Raw genomic sequence first — 26,552 nt, 5'->3', positions numbered from 1 at the left:
TTTAAAGCAAAGCCAAACCCGTAACAAGCTGAAATAGCTAATTATTAACGATAAAACACATAATGCGGAACAATCCTTTTGTCGTATCAAAATACTTTAAAGCTAAACTATGCTTATCAAGTCCGATCTTGCCCTGACAATATAACTTTATATTTGCCTTTCATCTATAATAGCCTGTATTGGCCTAAGTGAGCGTATTTTGGCCATAAAACACAACAAAACATGCATGTTAAACCTACAACCAAGTAAACCCAGTTTAAATTGTAAAGTTCTTCACCTGTTTTAGTGCTTTAAAATCGCTAACTTTGCGCTACGACAAGCTGTGTTATGACGCTATGGGTTACACCTTACTCAAGCAGTAAATAGTTATTTTTAAGCGCTTTTATACAGGTACTGTAACCAAGCGCAATCATCTCAGCGGCTTTATCAAACTCTAATGTGCCACAGGCATTACGGCTAATCTCAACCAGTACATCAGGCGGATATGCCGCTAATTTAGCAGCAGCTAAGTGAGACTGCATGGCATCAAATGCTTTATCAGCTACTTCGTAAGCCCCCAGTTTATTCACCTCTTTTTCTTCTTTGTCAAATCGCAATGAATCAATAAAACGTGAGATTGGGGATGTATCATCATGAGTTTCGACTTTTTCGATGGGCTCTGGTGGGGTTGCTTTTTCACTGCCTAAATTAACCGCTACTTTATAATCACTGTCATCATTAAACGTAGGCGCAATCGGCACAGGATTTAGTACCCCACCATCAATTAAAATTCTATTATTGGTTTCAATCGGTGTAAAAAACAAAGGAAGTGAAATCGATGCGCGGATCGCATCGAATAATGAGCCTGAATTTAGCCATACTTCTTTACCGTTTAAAATATCAGACGCAACAGCCGTGTAGCTAATTGGTAACTCGGCAATGGTAATATCCCCTACCATTTTCTTTAAGGTGTTAATTATTTTGTCGCCCTTTACCAACCCATTATTGCCCCACGCTAAATCAAGCAATGACACAATATCGTATTTATCTATTTCTAAAATCCATTTCTCAAATTCAGGCAACTTACCTGCCGCGTAAATACCACCGATTAAAGCACCAATTGAACACCCTGATATGGAACAAATCTCAAAGTTGTGCTGTTCTAGCGCTTTAATTACTCCGATATGCGCAAGCCCACGTGCACCGCCACTGCTTAAAATAAGTGAAATGCGTTTTTTCATCGTATTTATCTAATTTTAATGAATTTTTACTATTAATACATAAGATTACATACCGATACAATAAGATCAGTTAAACTTGTTAGCTGGGTTAAAAATCGATACCGTCATATCAACTCATTTTGGAATAAGCGCATGAATACACTGCTGTCTAACGTCTCAGTTCGTAATAAAATAAATATCATCTCAGGCGCACTGCTATTTGCCTTAATATTGTTTGCGAGTTTTGAGATCTATAAGCTCAATTCAATCAAATCAAGTTTTGAGCAATACAGCCGTGTCGCGGTTAAGTTAGAAGTCACTACACTCAAAATTAATCGCGATGTAAATTACGTATCGCGCATTAATCGCAGCATTATGCTTGGTGACGATTATCAATCTAACCTTGCTAAAATGCGTGAACGTATCAAGGATATCCAATCGCATTTTTCACAGCTAAATTCATTAACCCTTAACGACAGCACCGAACAAAAAGAGCTCAAGCAACTGGTTGTTAAATCACAATCATCCACCGAAACATTCTTGTCAAAAAGCCTTCAGCTGGTTCAAACGCTATCAGCAACATCGACAAAAGCACAACTTGAACAAGCATGGCAAACGTATAAACGTGATTACAGTCCTGTTGCTGCAAAATCTCGCGAAGACTTTGCTGCGCTTAACCGCAAAATGAATCAAGAAAGAGAAGTCATTTTTCAGGCAACGACCAACGATATTGACTCATCGATTTCCGTTAGTATTTATTTTGCTGTGGTTGCTGCTTTAGTTGCAGCAGTATTAAGTTGGCTTGTCACAAACAATATTATTGCCCCGCTAAATACGCTGCGAAATTCCATTAATGATATAGCAAAGAGCAACGATTTGACGAAACGCACCCAAGTAAAATCTAATGATGAACTTGGCGTAGTGAGCCATGCATTTGATACGTTAATTGATAATTTCCACGGCACGTTACAACAGGTGGTTAACGCCAGTGAACAGGTACATCAGGCGTCAAACATGCTGGCCCAATCAAGCGAAAATACTAGCTCGTTAATAAGCGAACAACGCCAAGAAACCGATATGGTTGCGACTGCAATGAACGAAATGGCGATCACCGCTAACGAAGTCTCTCGCAACGCTGCTGACACTGCAACAGGGGCGATGGATGCAAACACTCAAGCATCCAGCGGACAACAAGTTGTTGGTTCAACAGTCACCAGCATCGATAAGCTTGCACAACAAATCGATACGGCTTCACTCTCAGTTGATAAACTATCAAACGATAGCCAAGAAATTGGCCGCGTACTCGATGTTATTCGCGGCATTGCAGAACAAACCAATCTGCTTGCGCTAAACGCAGCAATAGAAGCGGCCCGAGCTGGTGAGCAAGGCCGCGGTTTTGCTGTGGTAGCAGATGAAGTTCGCTCGCTTGCGTCGCGTACCGAAAGTTCAATTCAAGAAATTCATCAAATGATTGAAAGCTTACAAAATGGCAGTAAAGACGCGGTCGCATTAATGCTGCAAAGTAAGCAACAAGCAGAAGACAGTGTAAACAATGCAACGCTGGCAGGTGAAGCTCTTGATTTGATCACCACTGCGGTGGCAAACATAAACGATATGGCGGCGCAAATTGCAACCGCTGCAGAAGAGCAAACCAGTGTTAATGAAGAGATAAATCGCAATGTAGTGAATATTTCTACTATCTCAGACAACACCTCGCAAGAGGCCGCAAACACCAGCAGTGCAAGTACTGAACTCGCCGCACTTGCCAGCGAATTAAAGAACCAAGTATCGCAGTTCAAAGTCTAACGCATTAAAGGTATAACGCATTAAAAGTGTAACGCGATTAGCTACGCAAGAGTATGCCTATAGCGATAAACATAGGCGCACTTCGTATCAGTGAATATTGGTACTTAAATTAATAACCGAACCTAAAATTGTATACAATTTCAAAATTCGTTAAGATGCAAACCTCTTTAACGTTCAAAATGAGTTAGCGATGTCATTAAATCCCCTTGCAGAGCAATACGTAAAGCTAGTACTGGCAATTGGCCTTCATCACCCACACTATGTTGACGCTTACTATGGCCCAAGTGACTGGCAACCCACAACGAAAGAGCCGCTTGAAGCTATTCAACAGCAAGTTACAGAGCTGGTAGATACCTTAAAAAAAATAACACCAAGTGAAAGCGAAACACTCAGACATACATTTTTGATCAAGCAAAGTGAATCAATACTAACTTTTATAAATGTGATTTCGGACAACGCACCGAAATTCGATGAGGAGTCGCTTGCGTTATACGATGCCATTTCACCAAGTAAGACGGAATCTGAGTTTGATGAAGTCCTATTCGAGCTTGAAAGCTTAGTGCCAGGCGATGGTAATTTAAGCGAACGCATGGTGGCATTTAACGCACAATTTGAAATCCCCAAAAACAAACTCGATGACGTGTTTAAAGCCGCAGTGGCACGCTCACGAGAGATTACCAAACAATTTATTCCTCTCGCAGATAACGAAAATTTTCAGCTGGAATATGTAACTAACCAAATTTGGAGTGGCTATAACTGGTACAAAGGCGATAACTTCAGCCTGATTCAAATGAATACCGACTTCCCGATTTATATTTCACGTGCGGTCGATTTAGCCGCCCATGAAGGCTATCCCGGCCACCATGTGTTTAACTCTCTAATGGAAAAGCATCTAGTGAATGAAAAAGGCTGGATGGAATATTGTGTTTACCCATTATTTTCCCCTATGTCACTGCTTGCTGAGGGCTCCGCTAACTATGGCATTGAAGTGGTTTTTCCAAAACCTGAGCGCATGGTATTTGAAAAACAAGTGCTCTTCTTGCTTGCCGGTCTCGATGTCTCACAAGCTGAGCGCTATTATGAAGTACAAGCGCTTATGCAAAAACTCTCTTATGCTGACAACATGGTTGCTCAACGCTTACTTGATGGCGAAATATCAGAGCAACACGCAGTCGATTTATTAGTTAAATACACCTTAGTGAGTAAAGCGCGTGCAACACAGCGCTTAGGGTTTATTAAAGCAAACCGTGCCTATGTGCTTAATTACAACCTTGGCCAAGATATTGTTAAAGCCTACATTGAAAAACATGCCAATATGCAAGATAAAACCTCTGTTTGGCAGGTATTTGCCGATTTACTAGCAAATCCAAGACCCGCTAGCTTGCTGGTATAGCAAATCTAATAAGGCTTTTTTGCTGTTTCACTTTGCTGTGAGCCTCTTCAACAAATTCCAAATAAGCAGTGACAAGGTTTTTCTTTGTAACTGCTTTATTTTATCTCATTTAGAATCAATAGATTAAATAAAAAACTCATTCGATTTTCTATTTTTCACACAAGCGTAACCGATTTGTAAAAAACCCTCGTTAGACTGTTTTTCAGTTTCTGGTCTAGACCATAATAATTTTACTAACTGAGAAGCCTTAACATGAAAAATATATCGCGTATTGCCGCCAGTATACTGCTGATAACAAGCCCCCACATTCTTGCCGCCGAAGCAAAACTGACAGGTGTTGTAAAAGATCAACATGCAACACTGCCAGGTGCCATGGTGAAAGTAGTTGGTACTAATAATAGTGCCGTTACCGACTTTAATGGCCGCTTTGAACTCCCTAAATTAGCACCAGGTACGTATCAACTGGAAGTTAATTATATGGGTTACCAAACAAAGTTACTGAGCGTTTCTGTTAAAGATGATGAAATGAAAGTACTTGAAACCATTTTCCTCAATGCAAACAACACCAACAATGAAATTGAAGAAGTGGTTGCGATTGGTCAAATCCAACGTGGCGAAATGGCTGCAGCTAACAGCCAAAAAAATGCCAGCAATATTATCAATGTGATATCAAGTGACGGCATTGGCAAATTACCAGACCGAAATGCAGCAGAAGCAGTACAGCGTATTCCGGGTATTTCCATCGAGCGCGACCAAGGTGAAGGCCGTTTTGTTGCTGTACGCGGTTTACCATCACAATGGAGCTCCGCATCAATAAATGGTAATCGCTTACCAACCGCTGAAGAAGAAACCACCAGCCGTGCTACCGCATTTGATTTTTTCCCAAGTGAACTTATTGAATTTGTTGAAGTATCAAAAGCCATTACACCGGATATGGAAGGTGATGCGATTGGCGGTAACGTTAATTTCATCACCAAAAAAGCCCCTGACGAATTTACCTTAAATACCAATATCGCGCTGGGTGCAAATGAACTTGCCGAAGGCACTAACTACTCTGCGAGTGTGCTATATGGCGACCGTGTAGCCGATGACAAACTCGGTTATCTAATTAATGCCACTGCATGGATACGTGATTGGGCGACGGATAACTTTGAACCTCGTCGTGGAAATGATGGTATTGGTATTCGTCGTTTAGAGCTTCGAGACTACACAGGCACACGCGAAACCTACGGTTTAAATGGCTCTTTAGAGTACACCTTAGATCAGGGTAAAGTCAGTGCCAGCGCAATGTACGGTACCTTAATCGACGATGAAACCCATTACAAACACCGTATGCGTTTTGACAAAGACCGTGTTGAAGTGCAACACATTCGCAATGAACTTATCACCGAAATGCGTGGCGGTGAACTTGCTGGTGAACATTATTTTGGTTTTGATAAAACACTTTCTTGGTCACTGTCGAGTTACGAAAATGAGTTCCGCTACGGCGATATGCCTAATGGCGAAGACAATAGTTACTTTGTTGTACGCTTTGACCAAAAGAACGTTGGCTATGTTGGCCTTGAAGACCGTGGCACAGGTAAAAACTATGCCTACAACGAAGTGGACGGTGGCAGTGACCCATGGAATGCCATCAGTAACCACTTGCCAAATGGCTTTCAAATGTCACCGAGCGATACCAAGCTTGCATGGGTAGAGCTCTACAAAGTTTTCGTTAATGAAAAAGACAAAATCGTTTTCAGCAGTGATTTTGACTGGCAACTAGATAACAGCTTATTACTTAAATTCGGTGTGAAGTACCGTGATAAAGAACGCGTTGCCGAATTTGCTGATGAGTTTTATGCATGGGATAGTGAGAACTATGGCGATGCGCCTACGCTTGCCGACTTTGCGTTAAGCGACCAACCAGGTCGAAATGATTACTTAAACGAACTTAGCATTGATTACGCAAGTCAGTTCTCTCAAGTGGCTTCAACGGATGCGTTAGCGCAGTTTTGGACACAAAACCGTAATAAATTTAAGCTCGATGCGGGTGAATCAGCGCTTATTTCAAACGGTGGTGCCCTTGGCCGTAACTTTGATGTAAACGAGCAACATGCCAGTATTTACGGTATGGCAACATGGCAAGCAAATGAACAAATCGAAGTACTCGGAGGCTTGCGTGTAACCCAAACCGATACCGAAGTATCTGGCTTTACCTATCTTGCCGATCAAGACAAAGTGGTTGAAAGTAAGGCCGAGAATGACTATCTCTCTGTGCTGCCGTCGCTTCATATCACATATAAAATGAGTGATATGACCAATTGGCGTTTAGCACTCACGCGCACTTTTGCCCGTCCGGATTTTGGCTCATTATCGCCAGGTGCAACTTACCTAGAAGCAGATAACCAACTGTTTTCAGGTAATCCTGAACTGGAACCAACCTATTCAAACAACATTGATGTCATGTTTGAACATTACTTTGACCGCCTTGGCGTAGTGTCAGCCGGTGTGTTCTATAAAGATATTGAAGATCCAATTTTCCAAAGCAGTTCCATTGGCAGTTATAACGGCCGTGAAGGCGTTAATTTAATTCGCCCAGAAAATGGCGACAACGCATCGTTAGTGGGATTAGAACTTGCATTTAATCGTGATTTTGGCTTTATCGCGCCAAGCCTTGAGAACTTTGGGGTAATGGCAAATGCGACCTTTATGGATTCAGAAATGACTATCCCAGAGCGCGATGACAACGTTAGCATCCCTCGCCAAGCCGATGAATTATTTAACATTACCCTTTACTACGACAACACCTTCTTTGCTGCGCGCTTAGCTGTGAACCACAAAGGCGAATACATCGAAGAGCATGGTAGTGTTCAACAAAGCGACAGTTACTACGGTGACTATACCAGCGTTGATTTTACTACCTCTTATCAAATTAATGACGATGCCATGGTTTACCTTGAGCTTAATAACTTAACGAACGAACCCTTAATGTATTACCAAGGTCAGCAAGGTCGCCCGCTGCAAGTCGAATATTACGGTATTCGCGGCATGCTCGGCCTTAATTATCGTTTTTAACGAATGTTCTAACGAAGTTTTAACGCGAACAAGCTTACAGGGGTAAGGCTGCATCACAGTGCAAACTTAACCCCTTTGGTTACACATTAAGTTCACATAACACTATCACAATGGGTTCTCGAATAAATTGCCCTAAATTAACACTGATTTGTTGATAGTACCGAGGTTGCAAAGCACCTGCTTTGCACCCTTTTTCAAACGCAGTCGAGACGTATTATGTTGTTTAAAAATGCTAACTGGTTACAAAAGACACAAGGCCCCGCGTTCGTATTATTCGCAGCCTCCGCTGCCTTTATGACTTATTTTTGTATGTACGCATTTCGAAAGCCATTTGCCGCATCAAGCTATCTTGCATTTGAGCAAGAGAACTGGCTTGTAAGCTTTAAAGTGGCGCTGGTATTAAGCCAAGTATTTGGTTACATGCTAGCAAAATTTATCGGTGTAAAAGTGATTTCCGAAATGCAATCGGGTCAGCGAGCTAAAGCCATAATTTTAATGATCTTAGGCGCAGAGATCTCGCTGGTGTTATTTGCACTATTGCCAATTGGCCTTAACATTATTTGCCTATTTTTTAATGGTTTATCTCTTGGCATGATTTGGGGGGTCGTCTTTAGTTATTTAGAAGGCAGACGCACTACCGAAATCCTCGGTGCCATTTTAAGTATCACCTTTATTTTATCATCCGGTGTGGTGAAAACTGTTGGCCGTTTTATTACCAACAACCTAGGCGTTTCTGAGCTATGGATGCCTGCCCTAACTGGCCTACTCTTTTTACCCTTATTACTGCTCAGTGTAGTATGTTTAAACGCCATTCCAAAACCTGATAAAAGCGATATTGCTGCAAGGCAAAAACGCACACCAATGGATGGCAAAGCACGGTTTAATTTCTTTAAACAATATTGGTTTGGTATTACAGCGCTCGTTTTAAGTTTTTTACTTTTCACAGGCTTTCGCGACTTTTTAGATAATTTTCAAGCAGAACTCTGGATGGCGCTAGGTTATGGAGAAGAGCCTACCATTTTTGCTTACGCAGGCATTCGCATTTCATTTATCGTGCTGATTGCCCTTGCCATGATGGTACTGATTAAAAACAACAAAACCGCGTTTTTAGTTAATCATGGTTTTATCTTATTTGGCACATTGTTACTCGGTGCCAGCACCTATGGCTTTGAATTAGGCATCTTAGATGCTAAAGCCTGGATGGTGTTACTGGGTGCAGGGCTTTATATCGCGTATATCCCCTACAACTGCTTTTTATTCGACCGCATGATTGCCGCCGTGGGCGGTGTTGCCAATGTGGGCTTTCTACTCTATTTAGCTGATTCTGCAGGGTATATCGGCTCGGTCAGTATTTTGCTGTATCGCACCTTTGCCGAGCCAGAGCTGTCATGGCTGAGCTACTTTATTGCTACCAGTTACTGGATCTGTACGGTTGCAAGCGTATTGGTCATCAGTTCTCTTTGCTACTTTAGCATTATTTTATCTAACAAATACACCTCTAAACGAGCACTTAATGCTAAGTCGCTCGCACCAACTCATTAAGGACTATTTATGAAACAAGTAGAAGCGCTTATTCTCGACTGGGCTGGCACCGTTGTTGACTATGGCTCAATCGCACCCACTACCATCTTTGTTGAAGCGTTTAAATCAGCCTATGATTTTGACATCACGCTCGAAGAAGCGCGAATTCCAATGGGCATGGGTAAATGGGATCACATCAAAACACTTGGCAAGCTCGACAGTGTAAATCGCCGTTGGTGTGAACAGTTTGGTACGGCAATGACAACCGAGCAAATTGATCATATTTACCAAACCTTTATGCCGCTGCAAAAAGCCAAAGTTGCGGATCGTTCAGCCCCTATCGAAGGCGTGCTACCAGTGATACATCGCTTACAAGCTAAAGGAGTTAAAATTGGCAGCTGTTCAGGTTACCCACGCGAAGTAATGACCGAACTTGAAATTGCCGCAGCTGAACACGGTTACCGCCCAGATTACTGTGTTGCAAGTGACGAATTAACTGCGGGCTCTCGCCCCGGTCCTTGGATGGCATTGGAAAATGTTAACAAACTGGCAATCAATTCTGTCAATCACTGTGTAAAAGTCGATGACTCAGTCCCCGGTATTTTGGAAGGGTTAAATGCGGGCATGTGGACAGTGGGTGTGGCACTGACGGGCAATGCTGTAGGCAAAAGTGAAGAAGAGTGGCAAGCATTATCAGCAAGTGAGCAAAGCAATTTAAAACGCGAAGCATATGCCCAATTATCAAGTGCAGGTGCCCATTTCGTGATTAATAGTTTAGCCGATATTGAACCGGTTCTTTTTGAAATTAATGCACGCTTAGCAAGAGGCGAACGCCCTTAATGACATATCAACCCTTTTGGTTTGATCAAGCAATGGCTGAAGAAACAACCTCTGCTTCTTCAGCCGGTATTGATGAAAGCCCTTATGATATTACGATTATTGGTGGTGGATTTACCGGACTTTGGACGGCAATCACCATAAAACAACGCGCACCAAACACGCGTATTGTGATCCTTGAAAAAGATTTATGTGGCCAAGGGGCTTCAGGTCGCAATGGCGGTGCCATGCTGACGTGGTCAACCAAGTATTTAAGTTTGAAAAAACGCTTTGGTGAGTCACAAGCCAAGTGGCTAGTGCAACAATCTGAAAACGCCGTTCATGCAATATCCCAATTTGCCAAAGAACATAATATTGACTGTGATTTACGTGTCGATGGCTGTTATATCAGCGCGTCTAATGCCGCGCAACAAGGTGTGCTTACGCCCTGTCTTAATGCCTTAGACGCTGTTTCACTTAATCAATGGCAAGTGGTAAATAAAGAACAGTTGAAACACACGAGTTCAGGTCAGAATCAACACGCGGTCTTTTCACCTCACGCTGGCAGTGTGCAACCAGCTAAACTGGTTCGCGGGCTACGCCGTATTGCCATTGAAATGGGCATAGTGATAAGTGAATCTACCCGTTATGTTTCCCACGCAAAGATAAACGCACCACAAAACCAGACTATTAGCGTTTGTTATAGCGATAAAAGCCAGTCAATAGAAAGCCTTAAAACTGAAAAATTATTATTTGCTGTCAACGCCTGGTTACCAAGGTTAATGCCGCAATTTTCAAGAAATGTTGTGTTGGTATCATCCGATATGGTGATTACTAAGCCAATGCCTGAAAGGCTAAAAACACTTCACCTAAACCATGGTGCAGCAGTTATCGATTCGCGTATCTTTGTGAATTATTACCGCACAACATCCGATGGCCGTTTAATGCTCGGTAAAGGCGGTAACTATTTTAGTTTTGCCAACCAGGTGAGTGATAAATTCAATGCTCCCAGCCAATATCAAGATGAATTACAACACTCTCTAAATTATTTCTTTGGCAATCATGGCTTTGAAATTGACCGCACCTGGACAGGTCCATCGGATCGCAGCGTAAGCGGCTTTCCATTTTTCCAAGAGAGCGATAAGAATGTAGTGGTTGCCGCAGGTTACTCGGGTAATGGTGTGGTGCAATCGTATTTAGGCGGTCAAATTCTCGCGTCTATGCTTTTAAATACGAACGATGAATGGCAAACGTGTGGCCTAGTAAACCAAAACCTTGAACGTTTTCCCGTCGAGCCCTTTCGCACACTTGGTGCTTATGTCATTCGCAACGGCATAAGGCGAAAAGAGCGCGCGGAGGATAACAATTTAGCACCCTCTAAACTCGATAATTTCTTAGCTAAGCTTTCTGGTGCTGCTGCAAAGGCAGATACAAATTAACGCGCGATTCATACGCTTGACATATTTCTTAGGCCTAATAGCATAGGCCTCGTTTTCTGCAGATTTTAAAAGCCACTTTCTATGTTGCTATACCAAAAAATACAAAAGTATATTCAAACACATATCGCCAGTGGCGAACTTGCTATTGGTGATAAACTGCCATCTGAGCGTACACTGCAAGAACACTTTAATTCTACTCGTATCACTGTGCGTGAAGCATTAAACCGCCTTGAAGCACAAGGCTTAATTTACAGCCAAAAACGCCGCGGCTGGTTTGTCACACCCAATAAACTTAAGTGGCGACCTGCAACTAAGGTTAATTTTTATCAATTAGCGCAAGAGCAAGGCTTTACGCCAAACACCCATGTGTTGAGTATCGAGAAGCAAGAAAATGTGTCGCTTAACCAGCACTTTAGTGGAGATACGTTATATAAAATCGAACGTGTTCGTAGCCTTGATGGCCGACCAATTATGTTTGAGCAGATTAACTGCGATGCCAGTCGTTTTGATGATTTAGAATCACAACCGCTCAATGGCTCAATCACCACGATTATGACCTCTCATTATCATGTGGATATTAACAACGAAGAATGCGTGATAAGTGTTACAGTACTGCCCGATGATGTTGCCAAAAGCCTTGAAAAAAATAGCGGTGCGCCGTGTTTAAAAGTGATTCGTCAGCGTTACGAAACAAGTGGTATTTTAATCGATTACAATATTGAATACTGGTTACACGATGCCATTGAAATGATTGTACTTGGCCAATAATAGGTAAAACACTAGCATTCACTTTTTATCACTTTTACTCTAAATTTAACCGCTAACATTTTAACTCTGTTGGATTTTTACTAAACTCAAAGCATAAGTTGCTAAGCGGCAGAGTTAATGAGTATCAGTTACCAAGAAGCAGTGGGTGTTAGCACCACCATAGAGATCATCGCCTGTATCTTCGCGCTATTTATTTTGCGCTCGGTAATGAAAGACAACAAAGAAACCCCCTACCTTTTTGGTTACTTTATTAGCTCATTACTGTTCTTTTATTTTCTTAATAAATCGACCTTAGAAATTGGCAATACAGGTTGGTACATTGAAGACTTATTGGGGAGCTTAACATCGCTCTTTTTTGGTTTAACCATTTGTAAAAAAAGCCATAGCGAATGGCTTTGTAAATTATTAATCGCAGCATTTATTGCGTTTTCAGCGTCGATATTATTTGTTGCAAACCACGTTCATTACACCATGTCTTTTTCGGCATTTTGCATTCTGCTTGCGTTTGTTAGCCTTATTCGTAGTAAAAATTTAAACCAAGCAGATAAAGGCTTAGCCATATTTATCGCTGTGTCTTTGCTGGTTATATTTTACGAATTAAATAGTATTCCCCATAACATTAGTCGAATTGAGTATTACGCATCTGATTTCTATTATCCGCTGGTTTATTTTTCATCGTTAATATTAGTATTAACGGTATTTATTTTTACCAGCCAATTAATAAACCTTACGCTGAAATACAAAACGCTCGCTACACAAGACGCACTCACTGGTTTATATAATCGGACTTCTGTTTATGATTTAGTTAACAACCAGCTGGCGCTAGCAAAACGTAATAAACAAGCTTGCGCTGTACTTATGTTAGATATTGATCACTTTAAACAAGTAAATGATCAGCATGGGCATCAACAAGGAGATGATGCAATTAAGCTTGTGGCACAGCAAATACAACACTGCACGCGTGAATACGACATTAATTGCCGTTATGGCGGTGAAGAATTCTTTATTTTTTTAACCAATACTGACAGTAATCTTGGCTTTCAAATTGCCGAACGCATTCGTGGATCGGTGACGGAACACTCAAAAGATAAAGCCTACGGGCCATTAACCATCAGTGTTGGATTAACACAGTTTAATGAAACCGTGTCTTTGGATGATAATATTGCACAAGCTGATAAAGCCTTGTATCAGTCTAAACAAGCTGGGCGTAACCAAACAACCATTAACTAACAAAACAAAAGGCAATAACCTTAGCTATCACCTTTAGCTTATCAACAATTCTAACTTAATCTTCTAACCAAAATCGGCTGCGCTTTATTGCACAAAGTAATCGCGTTATATCGTCAGGGTAAATTTCGCCAATATTACCAATTCGGAAACAATCAGCATCTGATACTTTACCCGGATAAATTACAAACCCTTGCTCTTTTAACGCACTGTAAAACAAAGCAAAATTGTATTTATTACCGGTTGGTGAATAGAACGAGGTGATAATCGGCGAATGCAGCTCTTTCGCTAGCAAGGTGTCAAATCCAAGTGCGTGCATACCATCAACTAAACGCTGTTGATTTTCTTTATAACGGTTATAACGCGCTTTAACACCACCTTCCTCTTCTAATTCCAAAAGCGCCTGATAGAAAGCTCTTACCACATGAGTCGGCGACGTGAAACGCCACTTACCGTTATGATCTTCCATGGTTTTCCACTGCGCGTACAAATCTAAGCTAAGTGAGCGTGCAATGCCTTGGCACTTTTCAATAATTGCTTTTTTAACAATCACAAAGCCAAACCCCGGTACACCTTGAATACATTTATTAGCAGAGCTTATAAGCACATCTATGTTAAGTTCAGCCATATCAAGCTCAATACCACCAAAGCTGCTCATTGCATCTAATATAAAGGTTTTTTGGTATTTTTTAGCAAGCGCGCCCATTTCTGCAACGGGGTTAAGCATACCCGTGGTGGTTTCACAGTGCACCATGGCTATGTGAGTAATATCACTGTGCGCTTGTAACTGCTCTTCAACCTCTGCCATGTTTGGAAGGTGAGTTTCATTTAAATTAAGTACTATGGCATTGATATTTAAATAATTAGCAATTTCAGCGATACGCTTACCATAAGCGCCATTATTAATAATGAGCAGTTTATCTGTGTTTTTAATTAAACTGCCAAGTGCTGATTCAACGCTTGCGGTACCACTTCCTTGCATTAATACACTGGTATAATCGTGAGTGTTACTCGCAAGTGCCGTGAGTTTCGTACGGATCGCCTGCACAATCTCAATGTTATAGTCGTCATCCCAGGTACACCAATCTTTAAGCATTGCCTGCTTTACTGTCTCACTGGTTGAAAGTGGGCCCGGCGTCAATAACAAGTATTCATTCATTTCATCTTTTCCAATCTGGTATAGTCCAGATTATTTAAGCATAAAAATGACCTTGAATTATGAAACTTCAATGACAAATAACGGTTCGAGGTAAACCTTAAGTAAGCGCTATTCGGCTTTTAGTGCTACAAACTGCCCATTAGTAAGTGATAAAAGATCACTTGGTTGAAGTTCAATCTCCAAACCGCGACGGCCGGCGCTTACATAAATAGTGGATTGTTCTTTAGCTGAGTCATCAAGCAGGGTTTTAAGACGTTTCTTTTGTCCTAGTGGGCTTACGCCGCCAAGTACATAACCGGTTGAACGCTCAACATCGAGCGGTTCGGCCATTTTTGCTTTTTTTGCTTTACTCGCCTTGGCCACAGCTTTTAGATTTAATTTTTGATCGACAGGAATAATTGCTACAACCAGCTCGCCATTATCTAAGCTTGCTACCAGCGTTTTAAACACAGTGGCCGCAGATACGCCAAGCTTTTCACTGGCTTCTAACCCGAAAGACGCAAAGCTGCTGTCGTGTTCATACTGGTGTACGGAGAAATCTATTTTCGCTTTTTCTGCTGTTTTAATCGCTGGCGTCATGATTTTGCTCATAAAACTAAGATGTTATAAGCAGCTTACATAAGCCAATTCAAAAGCAAAAGCCCTTTTAACGCGAAAATAGTGCGACCGTAAAAGTATTCATGTCCAACAAAAAATAGTTCAGGTCGCACTAGGGAGGGTTGATACGGGGTTATCCAGTGAATCTAGCGAATTCTTGTGGACTTAATTCGCCATTACTATCACGGTCTAAATGTGTAAATTGTTCAAGTAGTGCGTGATTGCGTTTCGCCTCATCTACGCTGATGGTGCCGCTGTTGTCAGAATCGAACAAAGCAAACTCTTCATCTGCAACAGCTTTTACGGTGGCAAATAACATTACATACATTGAGATTGCAATAACTAAGGCTTTTTTCATTTCACTTCACTACTTGATTAAATAAAAAAAGTTGGACTTACTCGGCATACTGATTGACAAGGAGTTAAGTAAGCCCAACTGTAAAACGGGATATTTAAGAAGCTTTAAACTTATGACGCTTTAAACTTCGAAAATTCCTCTTTGCTTAACTCGCCACTGTTGTCTACATCTAAGTCAGCAAATTGGTGAACTAGCGATACGTTTTGCATTGCTTCGTCTTTGCTGATAGAGCCGTTACCATCTGTATCAAGTGTTGCGAAATCGTCTGCTGCAACTACTGAGAATGAACTTGCGATAACAAATACTGACATTACTAATTTTTTCATTTTAAATTCCTTTATCTTTACTTTGGTTTTTTTACTTAACGTTGGAAAGTAGCGCACTTCCCCTGGTACGGATTAGCCTTTAAATGCTGCAAACTCGTCTTTGCTTAGCTCGCCGTTACCATCAACATCCAGTGTTTTAAATTGCTCTGAAAGTGCTTCATTTTGTGCCGCTTCCTGCTGGCTGATTGCACCATTGCTATCGCTATCAAGTGTTTCGAAATCGTCCGCTGCAACTACTGAGAATGAACTTGCGATAACAAATACTGACATTACTAATTTTTTCATTTGGAACTTCCTTTCATTTTAACTTTGAATACCTAAACTGATTGGAAAGTAGCGCACTTCCCTATTATTAAGTGGTAAGGCGTTTGTTAGCCTTCAAATGCCGCAAATTCATCTTTGCTGATTTGCGCATCTTCGTTTGTGTCTAATTCTTCAAACACTTCAGCTACTTTGCTGTTTGCACCTGCTTCAACTTCAGAAATGAAGCCATCTTTGTTAAGGTCAAGTTCATCAAATAATGTGTTTGCTTGTGTATTAAATGCTGCTACACCAAGTACTGCTGTTAAATATGCAATTGCTCTAATCTTCATGGGTATTTCTCCCTATATTTGTATGTCTGTTAAATTTTTGCTTAACGCAAAATACATTTGTTAAGCTAGACTCGTTCTATGCTTTCGCATTGTCGCTAAGACTATTACAAACATGATGCCAACTTTTAAAAAAGCATATAAAACAAATGGATAGGGTATTTTTGAGTCATTTCGCTCGAAAATCATCAGTTTATTTGTTGCTAAATTGCAACAAATAAACAAGAAACATATTTTTATCTTTATAAAACAACTAGTTAAATTGTCGCAATTTTGCAACAACTAATTTAATTTCTACTTTTAATCGAGCAAAAGCTGTTCGGTTCAGCCTGTATTTGCAAAGGTTTTTTTAGTGAAACAATTTTTTTCTCAGTCGTTACAAAAACAAGCGTTAGTTGCCATGTTAGTCGGCGTACTTCCGATCGTATTGCTTACACTGTGGTATGCCACTAGCATCTCGAAACACCAGCAAGAAACACTTCGTATTTATCATGAAAATCAGGAGCTTATACTCGAATACAATTATATAAAAGCAGACGTAAATGGCATTGAAAAGGCGCTCAAGAACAACCAACTTTTAAAGAGTGAACAATTACAAATTAGTATCGAGCAAAAATGGCAAACCACGCAAAATCGCATCGAATTACTAAAATTAAAACTCGCGAAAAGTGATTTTGTTGCTAAATTGCAACAGGCGACATTATTGGACCCAAAAAGCGCTGATGAATTTGCGCAACTAGTGGCTCAACTTAAACAACTTGATGCCAATTTTGATGACACACTTGATACCCGCCTCGCGAATAAAAATGAACAGTTTAAGTCGTTACAAACCGAGTTTGTTGTTGGCCTGATAGTGTTACTGCCGATACTAGTGATTATTAGTTCGTTTTTAATCTTTCGCATTTGTCGTCAACTCAATCAGGTTGAAACCGTATTATCTGATGTAGGTAAAGGGCAGTTAGATCAACCGATAAAATTATCAGGTAGCCACGAACTACAACAGCTTGGCAGACGCCTAGACTGGCTTCGCTTGGCACTAAAACGCGTACAACAACAAAAGGAAACCTTTTTACGTCATGTCACCCACGAACTAAAAACACCGCTAGCCTCGATTAATGAAGGCAGTAGCTTGTTAAACAGCGGGTTACTTGGCGAGGTAAGTGATAAACAAGGTAGAATTTTAACCATAATGCAGCAATCGGTAGAGAAACTTGCGCGCATGATTGATGATTTACTTAATTACAGTGCAGCAAGCCACCCTGACGGACTTCAACAGGTTACCTCTTTCAACACATTAGAAGAAGAAATTAACCGTCACTTAAGTGATACTATTGCGAATAAAGACATCGCTATATGTTGGCACATTAGCGCGACAAATAAGGTACCGCACTTACCGTGTAAATTGCTCCTTACGCAACTAGTCAGCAATGCGCTAAATCATGCGACGAGCACAGTAGATATTTACATTAGACAAAATCATAATACCATTGAACTCAACGTGGCGGACGACGGACCAGGCATTAATCAAGAAGAAGCACACTTACTTTTTCAGCCTTTTTACCAAAGCGAACACAATAAAAACAAGCAAGGTTCTGGGTTAGGGCTTGCCATTGTGTCAGAATGCGTCAATCAATTAAAAGGCGATATCACATGGCAAGAAACAGACTCAGGTGCAAACATACTAATTACATTCCCAAGCCTATGAAGATATTTAAACTCATTACACATTTAAGTGCAGCACTGTTTATTGTCGCGTGTACAAGTACACCACCTGTGCAAAATAACAACGAACACACTCAGCCGACAACAAATACAAATAAAGCGGCAGAACAAACGCATCAACCGATTACCGCGGTAATAAGCGCCTTGTTTGCAAATTGTACTCATGCGCCAACCCGCCCAATTCTCGAAAACGAGGCGTTACAAACATTTATTGGTGAATACTGTACAACGACCTCTACCAACAAACAGCTAAAACTGATTGAGGAAATTAAAGCCAGCGCGTTATGGCCAAATGATTACATAGTTTGGTTTGATTCGTTAACTTGGCATACGGAAAACTTACGAAAACAAAAGATCACTAACTTTTATTCAGATTCAAAAGCTCAAAAACACGAGCAACAATTGCTCGAGCTGCAAAGGCAATTAATTGAACTTAAACAAAAGCTAGTCGACATTGAAAAACAACGCCTTGAAACCTCTCTTTCAGAAAACAGAACGCAATAAAGGACACCTATGAAACATTTGGCTAGCGCTGCCAATTTATTACTGGTTGACGATGACACTGCGCTTGCAGAACTGCTTGCGATTCGCCTTGAAGGCAACGGATATAATGTCACTGTGGCTGAAAATGGTAATCAAGCACTTGCCCTGTTAAAGCAAACCGCCATTGATTTAGTGATCACTGATTTTAAAATGGCGAATATGGATGGCTTTGCTCTTAATCAAGAAATCAAAAAATTTTACACTGGCATGCCAGTGATTATGATGACGGCACATGGCTCTATTCCCGATGCGGTAGATGCCATGCACCAAGGGTTTGTTAGCTTTTTAACAAAACCTATCGATAGCCAGCAAATGCTTGATGTGATAGAAAAAACGCTTGCCGGTAAAGTAAGCCAAAACAGCAGCGTTGAGCCAGATAACTTTCATGGCCTCATTTACCAAAGTGAAAAAATGCACCAATTAGTGCAGCAAATAAAAGCGCTGGCAAACAGTAAGGTTAATATCCTTATTCAAGGTCAAAGCGGTAGCGGTAAAGAAGTCGCAGCAAAAGCCATTCACTTAGCCAGTAATCAGGCCAACGGTCCTTTTATTGCCATTAACTGTGGTGCAATGCCAGGTCACTTGCTTGAATCAGAGTTATTTGGTCATAAAAAAGGGGCGTTCACAGGCGCAGTAAGCGATAAAGAAGGTTTAGTGCAAGCGGCCAATGGCGGTACCTTATTTTTAGATGAAATTGGCGATATGCCACTTGATTTGCAAGTTAAATTATTACGGGTGTTACAAGAGAAAAAAGTTCGTCCGGTTGGCAGCCAAATTGAACAAGAAGTAGATATTCGTGTAGTCTCGGCAAGCCATAAAAATATTGTGCAAGCGGTCAAAGACAATCAATTCCGTGAAGATTTGTATTATCGTTTAAATGTGGTTTCAATTACTTTACCGAGCTTAAAAGAACGCTTAGATGATATCCCCCTACTCGCCACGCGATTTTTAGCCAAACTCACCGACGATGCCAAACAATTTAACCCACAAAGTATCACGCGCATGCTAAGTTACGATTGGCCGGGTAATGTGCGTCAACTGCACAATATCGTTGAACACTGTATTGCCATTAGCGCTGGAAATATTATTACCGAAGATGTTGTTGCAAACGCATTGCCTGATTCAGACGAAACGCATAACGCCTTTGTTGGTTTAAATGAAGCCAAACGTCAGTTTGAATATGACTATATTCAAAAGGTGTTAGCACTGTCTGGTGGCAATGTGTCGGAAGCTGCAAAACTGGCACAACGAAACCGCTCCGATTTTTACAAATTAATGAAAAAACACGAAATAAGTAATGAATAGTGATACTCTAAACGGTGTAGTAGATTTAACTTTGGCATTAGATTATTGATATTTTATTTGATAGTAATTAATATGGTTTTTTTATGGATAATCTAACCTAAATAATGTTAAGGATAACAATGTCTAATGTAATGCAAATACTGAAAGCCCAAGATGAACAGTTTAATTTACGACTTTCAGTAATTCTCACTATTTTTACTGTAGCAATTTCATTTTTTGTAATTGGTTTTATGTATGCTCAAGTGCCACAACTAGCCTTTTTAGTTAAACTAATTGTGGCTTTAGGGATCCCTAACGCAGTTTTGGTCTTTTATATTTATAAACAACTTGATGCTGTAAGCAAAATATAATTTTATTCAAACTTCAATTGATGTGATAAACAAATCACATCAATTAGAAATCTCTTCTTCTCAGAATTTCAACTTTGTTGTAAACCCCGATTACAATTTAAGGACTTTAGCAAAGTCCAATGCCATCGGGAAAGTGATCGTCCAGCTAAAAACCTTTAAATACCTTGCTAAATAGCATTTTCAAATTGCGGCATCGCTATTAAATCAACTTTATCTAATGCTTGATCAATTTGACTCTCAGGATAAATCCAATAATGCCGGTTTGAGCACGAAGCCATCAGCACATAACCTTCGATAAATTGCTTAATTTTTATAGCGTGATCGTTAATGATAAACACCACATTTGTGGACTTACTTGATGAAATCGAAACGGCAAACTTTGCAAACTCTTCATGATCAGATAATGAACCTTCAATGCTATCAACACAGCGCAAATCATGTAGGTAATTAATATCGCGTTTGAATGTTGGTTGAAGGCTAATTCGTTTAAATTCATTTAAATAACTCGGTAAAGTTAATGCGCCACTTGACTGAGTAACAACTATGTTTTTTTCCGGTAGTATTTTAAATTTAAATTCGTAAGCACTCATAAACAAAATTAGTTAACGGGTTATACAATTAACTATATATGCTTAAAATCGAATGATACAAATACGATACTCTGTATTTAGTTTAATAAGCATTCCGTGACTTAAAGATTTAATTAAACAAGTCACGGAAAAGTTTTTGAGGTGCTTAACTTAAAGAGTATGTGGTTTAACAAATTCACCAGCTAACACAGCCTTATAATTACCGTCTTGAACCACATATTGACCATTTATAAACACGTCATTGAAGCCAGTTGATAATACATTCCATTGTTTAAAGCTTGCGTTTACCTTGACAGAAGTAGGCTCAAAGATAATTAAATCAGCATTTAAGCCGAGTCTGATAGCACCTCTATCATCAATATTTAATGCGTTAGCAGTTGCAGTAGTACTTTGATAAATAAACGTTTCTAAACTAAGTACCTGCTGCTCAAGCACATACGTGGTTAGTTTTTTCGCAAAACTCGCATATTTACGTGGGTGACCATTACTTCCATCTGATGATGTGACAACCCACGGCTTAACCATAAAGTGATTAACGTCCTGTTCCGACATATTAAACGACGCAACTTTCACCACAGGACCTTGTGCCAATTCAATCACGGTATCCGCAGGTGTAAGTGAACGTTCATTTGCAACCTCAGCGAGAGTTTTGCCAGTAATCCCCTGCTGCTCAGTTACGGCAATAAGCAAGCGTTCAGCACCACCACGACGACGGATATTTTCACTTATTTCAGTGAAAATTTGTTGATATAAACGTTTATCTTTTAAGCGCTTAATGGTGGCTTTTTTACCCCCTTCGCGCACCCAGCTTGGTACAACAGCGCCACTGATTGAGGTACCTGATGCAAGCCAAGGATATTGGTCAGCTGTTATCTTTATGCCGCGTTGCTGCGCGGCTTCAACAAGTGCAATGGCATCATTTGCTTGTCCCCATACATCAACGCCGAGCGCTTTAATATGACCAAGATGCAATGGCATCTTGGCTTGCTCTGCTACATGAATTGCTTCTTTTACCGCGTTTAAAAAGCCAATATTAAAAGTACTTTCGTCTCGTAAATGCGTTTCATAAATGCCTTGGTAATTAGCAGCGACTTTAGCAAGTGTCACCACTTCTTCGGTCGTAGCAAACGTGCCCGGTAAATAATAAAGCCCTGTTGATAAACCTAATGCGCCAGCTTGCATATTGCGCTCAACAAGGGCTTTCATTTTATTCATTTCTAGCGTACTGGGTTGACGGTCTTCTTTTCCCATTACCGCATTGCGCACTGTATTATGGCCAATAAAAAATGCGACATTTGTACCAATACCGTGCGATAACAGCTGCTTTGTAGTTTTAGCAATTGAGAGCGGACTTTTGCCATCGTTACCGTTAATTACTGTGGTGACGCCTTGCGTGAGGTAGTTCAAATTAGCGCTCGTTTTTTCGTTTTTCAGTTCAGACAAACTGTGCGTATGCGGGTCAATAAAGCCTGGACTAATCACTTTACTACCGTAGTCAATATAATTTACATCTAAAGAACGGTATTTAAAGCGTTGGCCGATATCACATATTGTTTTTCCACAAATTGCGATATCAAGGGCTTCAAAGGATTTTTTATCGCTATTGAATACGCGTTCGCTACTGATCACATAATCAATTTGGGGCTTGGCAAACACACTAAGACTCAACACACTCAATGTTAATAGTAGATACTTCATGGTGTTTCCTATTTTGCTGTTTTGGACTGATTAAGTAAGGTTTCACTCAAGGTGTTCGCAGCCGAAATTGCCACTTGCTTAATCACCTTACGATTGGTGTTATCACCCATTTCGTATGTAATGGCGTGCACACCATAGGTATCTGATAACCACTGTTTAAATACGCCGCGTCCTGGGTTATGTCCCGGCTTATCAAGCACAGTGAAATTTGGTTCAGCATTCGCTAAGCGTTCAAGCCAATTAACGGTGGTATCATCAGGTGTTAAGCCTTTGCCTTGCGGCATTGTGTAAAACACATCGTGGTGTGTTGAGTGAAAATCAACACCGTAGGTTATCTTGCCGCCACGTTTAACTATCGTATCTAAATATTGCTTAATTGCCGCGGTTTCAGGTTGCTTAAAGTGTTTCCAATCGCGGTTGAGGTCAACCCCGTTAACGTTGTGTCGCCAATGACCAAGTGCTACACCATCAGGGTTAATATTTGGTACAAACACAATATTGTAGTGTTGCCTAAAAGTTGAATTTTCTAGCAGGGTTTCACTAAATGGGAAATACGCTAAAGCACCGGTAATTTCTGGTGGGTGCTGGCGTCCTATCACCAATAAGTATTTGTCACTTTGCCCTTTACTCAATAGCGCTGTAATGGCGCGTCCTTGAACCGATTGGCCAAGAGAAACTGAGGTTAATTCAAACCGCGTTTTAATGTTTTGCATCCAATTTTCATACGCCTGATTAGACACAATTTCTTGTCCTGCAACCAATAATGGCGTGTCGCCAAGTGTCACTTGGAACACTAAATCACCGTTTTTAATACGGTACGGTAGCGCGGTCCAATTTACGCCATCGACACTAGCCTTGGGATGATAACGATGTTTACCACCATAGTACTTAACCCTAACGGTCACCTCGCTTGTGGTTTTGGCCTCTAACTTAAACGCGTACCAAGGGCTGTCATTAATCGGTTTATTTTCCGGTTTAATGCTAATTGAGACATGGTTACCATTGATTTTGCAATCATTCACTCGTGCACTTTCAAAATCAGTCGTTAACAACAGTGACTCACTTTGACAACTTGCTTTACCATCAAAATTAACGCTTGCGTGTAACGTGCAGCAAATGAATAAAAGCGATGCAGATAAGAAATGTTTATGAAATAACATAATGTGCCTTAAGAATACGAGAAATAGCGGCATTTGTTCATGCCGCTGGTTGCTTACATCACGTTTCAGAATTAAAACGATTTGCTGATATCAAAATAGAAATAACGGCCTCGGTTAGAATGCACACTTGAGAAGTAACCAAAGCTTTCATCCGCAATCGGTGGCTTCTCGTCAGCAATGTTACGAACGCCAACACGTATACGCGTTTTAGATAACCAACCTGCGTCTTTAAAACGATAGTCGCCGTATAAGTTTATGGTCGTAAAACTATCTATTGGCAAAGGCTCACCATCTGATGTGGTAATGCTAGTATCGTAAAAATCACTAACGTAGTTTGCAGTGGTACCAACTGACCACTGGTCGCGCTTAAAACGCATTGACGCATATGCGCGCCACTCAGGTCGGCCATTTTGCTGGATTAAATCGCCAGCGCCCGTAATCACAATAGATTCTGGTACGGCTGGATCGCCAGCTTGCTGCGCCGCTAGCACTTGCGCTGTAATGTCATCAGGTTGTTGTTCAAAACGAATTAAGCGCGCTGCGTTCACCTTAAAATCAAAATTACCAAAGTCGGTTTTTAAATCATAAAAAACACTAAAATCAACGCCTTCAATTTCTCTTGGGCTTAAGTTGTCATATTGATTATTAACATGGATCACTTCATTGTCATCGCCGCGAATAACATTTGCATTACTGCCACCTTGCGAGCGCAATAATGAATCATACAGTAAGTGCGTTTGACTGTTTAAAATACCTACCACACCATCTTGTTCAATATTCCACCAGTCGGCAGTCACAGTGATGTTATCAAATGGCATAAGTACTAAACCAAACGATGTATTAGTATCGTCTTCAGGTTTTAAGTTTTTGTTACCACCGCGAATTTCTGTTATGCCATAAGAACTGTCGGTAATCGGGTCGTAGCGCGTATTTGAACGTGAAATTCCTTGCTCAACAACCTGTGGTAGGTTTGGCGCTCTAAACCCTTCGGCATAGGCGGCACGTACCTGTAACCAATCGCTTGGCATCCAGCTCAATGCCACTTTAGGTTTGGTCACTGATCCCACATCAGAAAAGTTTTCATAACGCGCAGCAAGTTGAAGCTCTAAATTTTTGGCAAACGCTCTATCCATTAATAATGGTGCTACAAATTCAACATAGGCTGAAAACACATTGCGTGAGCCATTTGAGTCTGGAGTATTGCTAGAGCCTAACACACTACTTTCAGACAACATTTCGCCGCTATTTTTATCAAAAAACGCTTTACTACCATCTAACAAGGGGTCACGATCATCTGAATAGGTTTCACGGCGAAATTCTACACCACTGGCCATTCCCACTTCGCCATCGCCTAATTCAAATAGCGCAGCGTTTGAAACTTTAAAGTCCATAAGTGCCAGAGATGTTTTACTTTCTCGATCAATATTTACTAAAAACTGATCAATCACAGCTTGTGAATTAGTTGTTGCATCACCTGAGTTTAAGTTTGCTGGGTCTGCACCATTAAAAATGTTATATGCTGTAGCTGCATCTGTACTGTTTACCGCATCAAAAAAGGCATTCGCATCAATACGGTTATAAGTTTTATCATGGGTTTTCGCTTCACTGTACAGTACCGCACTTTCCCAATCCCAATCCTGATAATAACCAGACAAACCTGTTAACACCCGAAAGCTTGTGTCTTTAACCTGAATGTCTCGCAATCCTGTATCAACTGGGCGGTAACGGCGCATTGTCACTGTTTCACCGAACGGGTTGTAATACGCATCAGGGCTGATAGTAAAGCGTTGTGCGGTTAAATTGCCAGCTTGTTCACGCCAGCGCTGGGTTTCTGCATGGTAATAAATGGCTTCGCCAAATAATGTGATGTCGTTATCCAAGTCGTGATTTAAATAGCCGTAAAAGTTTGTACGTTGCACGTCAGAGGTCATGCTTTGCTCAAGTGCACGATCATAACGCATGTCGCGCGACAAACTGCCCTTATCAGCACATAAACCGTCACCTAACTCAACAACACAGCCTGACATTGTATTTGGTTGAATATGAAATGTTTTTAGCGTATCTGTTGAAAATTCACCCCAAGGTGATGAGGTTGAACGATTATCAAGTTGCGTATCGCCAATATATTCTTCAGGTAACCCTGCGTATTCTCTGCGGTCTTGCGAAGCCGCATAATCTCTGTCTGACGCGGGCATGCCTTTTCTGTCATATAGGCTTAAGCTCATTGTTAGGTGGGTTTTGTCATCATTAAACGATAACCCTGTTGCACCAGAGATACTTGTTTGACTAAGCTCTGTACCTTGTGACGTACCGTGGTTTACACTGATACGTGAGCCTTCATAATCATCTTTTAATACATAGTTCACAACACCCGCTACGGCATCTGAGCCATAAATTGCCGCAGCACCATCACGTAAAACTTCAACACGCTTTAAACCACTTACCGGTAAAGTGTTTGCATTAACCGTTGACACTGGAACAAAGTTTTCAGTTTGCGTGCCTGGGTGTAACACTAAACGACGACCATTTAATAAGGTAAGTGTATTACCAGTACCTAAGCCACGTAAGTTAATTGACGATACATCGCCACGTGCATCGTTTACACCACCAATAGCACGTTCGTTATTAAACGCCATTTCACCGATTTGTGGAATTGAACGTAACAACTCTTCACCGGTTGCCGCCCCTGTTGCTGCGATATCGTCACTGCTCATTACTGTAATCGGTAGGGTATCTGCCACTTGAGCACGTTTGATATTTGACCCAAGTACTTCGACACGTTCTATTTCAGTGTCTTTTGTCGTTTGCTCATTTGCGTTTGCTGTTATGCTGGTTATCACAGCCAGTGCCATTGCACTTAGCTGAAATCTGGTTTTGCCCGTGTTGTTCATAATGAATTACCATTTATTGTTATAGTGACGCTACCAA

Annotated in this window: 23 protein-coding genes; 12 read left to right on the top strand and 11 right to left on the bottom strand. The window is 40.8% G+C overall.

The features are described 5' to 3' along the window. Positions 1-347: 347 nt before the first annotated feature. Entirely contained in the window at positions 348-1,220 is an 873-nt protein-coding gene (locus ACXAFE_RS14515) for a patatin-like phospholipase family protein (RefSeq protein WP_475153713.1), read from the bottom strand. A gap of 132 nt (positions 1,221-1,352) precedes the next feature. On the opposite strand from ACXAFE_RS14515, the gene ACXAFE_RS14510 reads away from it, so the two are divergent. The 8 genes from ACXAFE_RS14510 (at position 1,353) to ACXAFE_RS14475 (ending at position 13,229) form a co-directional block, all read left to right on the top strand. Beyond that, complete coding sequence (locus ACXAFE_RS14510; RefSeq protein ID WP_475153711.1) at positions 1,353-3,005, top strand: methyl-accepting chemotaxis protein; 1,653 nt, start codon at positions 1,353-1,355, stop codon at positions 3,003-3,005. A 190-nt stretch (positions 3,006-3,195) separates the two neighbouring features. Then, positions 3,196-4,398 (top strand): hypothetical protein, encoded by a 1,203-nt coding sequence (locus ACXAFE_RS14505; protein WP_475153708.1) that lies wholly within the window; start codon positions 3,196-3,198, stop codon positions 4,396-4,398. Between the two features lie 252 nt (positions 4,399-4,650). Then, positions 4,651-7,455: a TonB-dependent receptor gene (locus ACXAFE_RS14500; RefSeq protein WP_475153706.1), complete on the top strand. Its 2,805-nt coding sequence runs from the start codon at positions 4,651-4,653 to the stop codon at positions 7,453-7,455. A 216-nt stretch (positions 7,456-7,671) separates the two neighbouring features. Beyond that, on the top strand, positions 7,672-8,997 hold the full coding sequence (locus ACXAFE_RS14495) for a DUF5690 family protein (RefSeq protein WP_475153702.1): 1,326 nt from the start codon (positions 7,672-7,674) through the stop codon (positions 8,995-8,997). A gap of 9 nt (positions 8,998-9,006) precedes the next feature. Further along, a complete protein-coding gene (phnX, locus tag ACXAFE_RS14490) occupies positions 9,007-9,816 on the top strand; it encodes a phosphonoacetaldehyde hydrolase (protein ID WP_475153700.1) in 810 nt (269 codons plus the stop codon). Further along, a complete protein-coding gene (locus ACXAFE_RS14485; protein ID WP_475153698.1) occupies positions 9,816-11,231 on the top strand; it encodes an FAD-dependent oxidoreductase in 1,416 nt (471 codons plus the stop codon). The genes phnX and ACXAFE_RS14485 overlap by 1 nt, the downstream gene beginning before the upstream one ends. Before the next feature lie 81 nt (positions 11,232-11,312). Further along, entirely contained in the window at positions 11,313-11,999 is a 687-nt protein-coding gene (locus ACXAFE_RS14480; protein ID WP_394225721.1) for a UTRA domain-containing protein, read from the top strand. Positions 12,000-12,116: 117 nt separating this feature from the next. After that, positions 12,117-13,229 carry a GGDEF domain-containing protein gene (locus ACXAFE_RS14475; RefSeq protein ID WP_475153696.1) on the top strand — a complete coding sequence of 371 codons (1,113 nt, stop codon included), beginning with the start codon at positions 12,117-12,119 and terminating at the stop codon, positions 13,227-13,229. Between the two features lie 55 nt (positions 13,230-13,284). Here the strand turns inward: ACXAFE_RS14475 and phnW are convergent, their stop codons facing one another. The 6 genes from phnW to ACXAFE_RS14445 form a co-directional block, all read right to left on the bottom strand. After that, on the bottom strand, positions 13,285-14,385 hold the full coding sequence (gene phnW / locus ACXAFE_RS14470; protein WP_475153694.1) for a 2-aminoethylphosphonate--pyruvate transaminase: 1,101 nt from the start codon (positions 14,383-14,385) through the stop codon (positions 13,285-13,287). Positions 14,386-14,493: 108 nt separating this feature from the next. Beyond that, positions 14,494-14,964, bottom strand: coding sequence for a Cys-tRNA(Pro) deacylase (gene ybaK / locus ACXAFE_RS14465; protein WP_475153692.1), 471 nt, complete (start codon positions 14,962-14,964; stop codon positions 14,494-14,496). Between the two features lie 151 nt (positions 14,965-15,115). Next, positions 15,116-15,340 (bottom strand): EF-hand domain-containing protein, encoded by a 225-nt coding sequence (locus tag ACXAFE_RS14460; protein ID WP_237128927.1) that lies wholly within the window; start codon positions 15,338-15,340, stop codon positions 15,116-15,118. Between the two features lie 110 nt (positions 15,341-15,450). Next, entirely contained in the window at positions 15,451-15,666 is a 216-nt protein-coding gene (locus ACXAFE_RS14455; RefSeq protein ID WP_010558931.1) for an EF-hand domain-containing protein, read from the bottom strand. 72 nt (positions 15,667-15,738) lie between these two features. Next, complete coding sequence (locus tag ACXAFE_RS14450) at positions 15,739-15,951, bottom strand: EF-hand domain-containing protein (RefSeq protein ID WP_475153686.1); 213 nt, start codon at positions 15,949-15,951, stop codon at positions 15,739-15,741. Positions 15,952-16,037: 86 nt separating this feature from the next. Next, complete coding sequence (locus ACXAFE_RS14445; RefSeq protein ID WP_054978670.1) at positions 16,038-16,259, bottom strand: EF-hand domain-containing protein; 222 nt, start codon at positions 16,257-16,259, stop codon at positions 16,038-16,040. Positions 16,260-16,608: 349 nt separating this feature from the next. On the opposite strand from ACXAFE_RS14445, the gene ACXAFE_RS14440 reads away from it, so the two are divergent. The 4 genes from ACXAFE_RS14440 to ACXAFE_RS14425 all read left to right on the top strand — a co-directional run bounded on the left by ACXAFE_RS14440 (position 16,609) and on the right by ACXAFE_RS14425 (position 20,176). Then, complete coding sequence (locus ACXAFE_RS14440; RefSeq protein WP_475153684.1) at positions 16,609-17,961, top strand: sensor histidine kinase; 1,353 nt, start codon at positions 16,609-16,611, stop codon at positions 17,959-17,961. Beyond that, entirely contained in the window at positions 17,958-18,482 is a 525-nt protein-coding gene (locus ACXAFE_RS14435) for a hypothetical protein (protein ID WP_475153682.1), read from the top strand. The genes ACXAFE_RS14440 and ACXAFE_RS14435 overlap by 4 nt, the downstream gene beginning before the upstream one ends. A 9-nt stretch (positions 18,483-18,491) precedes the next feature. Next, positions 18,492-19,826, top strand: coding sequence for a sigma-54-dependent transcriptional regulator (locus tag ACXAFE_RS14430; RefSeq protein ID WP_475153681.1), 1,335 nt, complete (start codon positions 18,492-18,494; stop codon positions 19,824-19,826). Between the two features lie 119 nt (positions 19,827-19,945). Then, entirely contained in the window at positions 19,946-20,176 is a 231-nt protein-coding gene (locus tag ACXAFE_RS14425; RefSeq protein WP_475153678.1) for a hypothetical protein, read from the top strand. Between the two features lie 167 nt (positions 20,177-20,343). Here ACXAFE_RS14425 and ACXAFE_RS14420 read toward each other — a convergent pair whose 3' ends face one another. The 4 genes from ACXAFE_RS14420 to ACXAFE_RS14405 form a co-directional block, all read right to left on the bottom strand. Continuing rightward, the gene (locus tag ACXAFE_RS14420; protein ID WP_475153676.1) at positions 20,344-20,766 is read right to left on the bottom strand and encodes a hypothetical protein; all 423 of its coding nucleotides are present in this window, start codon (positions 20,764-20,766) and stop codon (positions 20,344-20,346) included. A 150-nt stretch (positions 20,767-20,916) separates the two neighbouring features. Further along, a complete protein-coding gene (locus ACXAFE_RS14415) occupies positions 20,917-22,464 on the bottom strand; it encodes an N-acyl-D-amino-acid deacylase family protein (protein WP_475153674.1) in 1,548 nt (515 codons plus the stop codon). Between the two features lie 8 nt (positions 22,465-22,472). Then, positions 22,473-23,624 (bottom strand): M14 family metallopeptidase, encoded by a 1,152-nt coding sequence (locus ACXAFE_RS14410; protein WP_475153668.1) that lies wholly within the window; start codon positions 23,622-23,624, stop codon positions 22,473-22,475. Between the two features lie 71 nt (positions 23,625-23,695). Next, a complete protein-coding gene (locus tag ACXAFE_RS14405; RefSeq protein WP_475153665.1) occupies positions 23,696-26,515 on the bottom strand; it encodes a TonB-dependent receptor domain-containing protein in 2,820 nt (939 codons plus the stop codon). Positions 26,516-26,552: the final 37 nt, after the last annotated feature.

Source organism: Pseudoalteromonas sp. ABV4_021, assembly GCF_056159365.1.
Note: the sequence above shows the minus strand (reverse complement) of the source record. Positions and strands in the feature narration are given on the sequence as shown.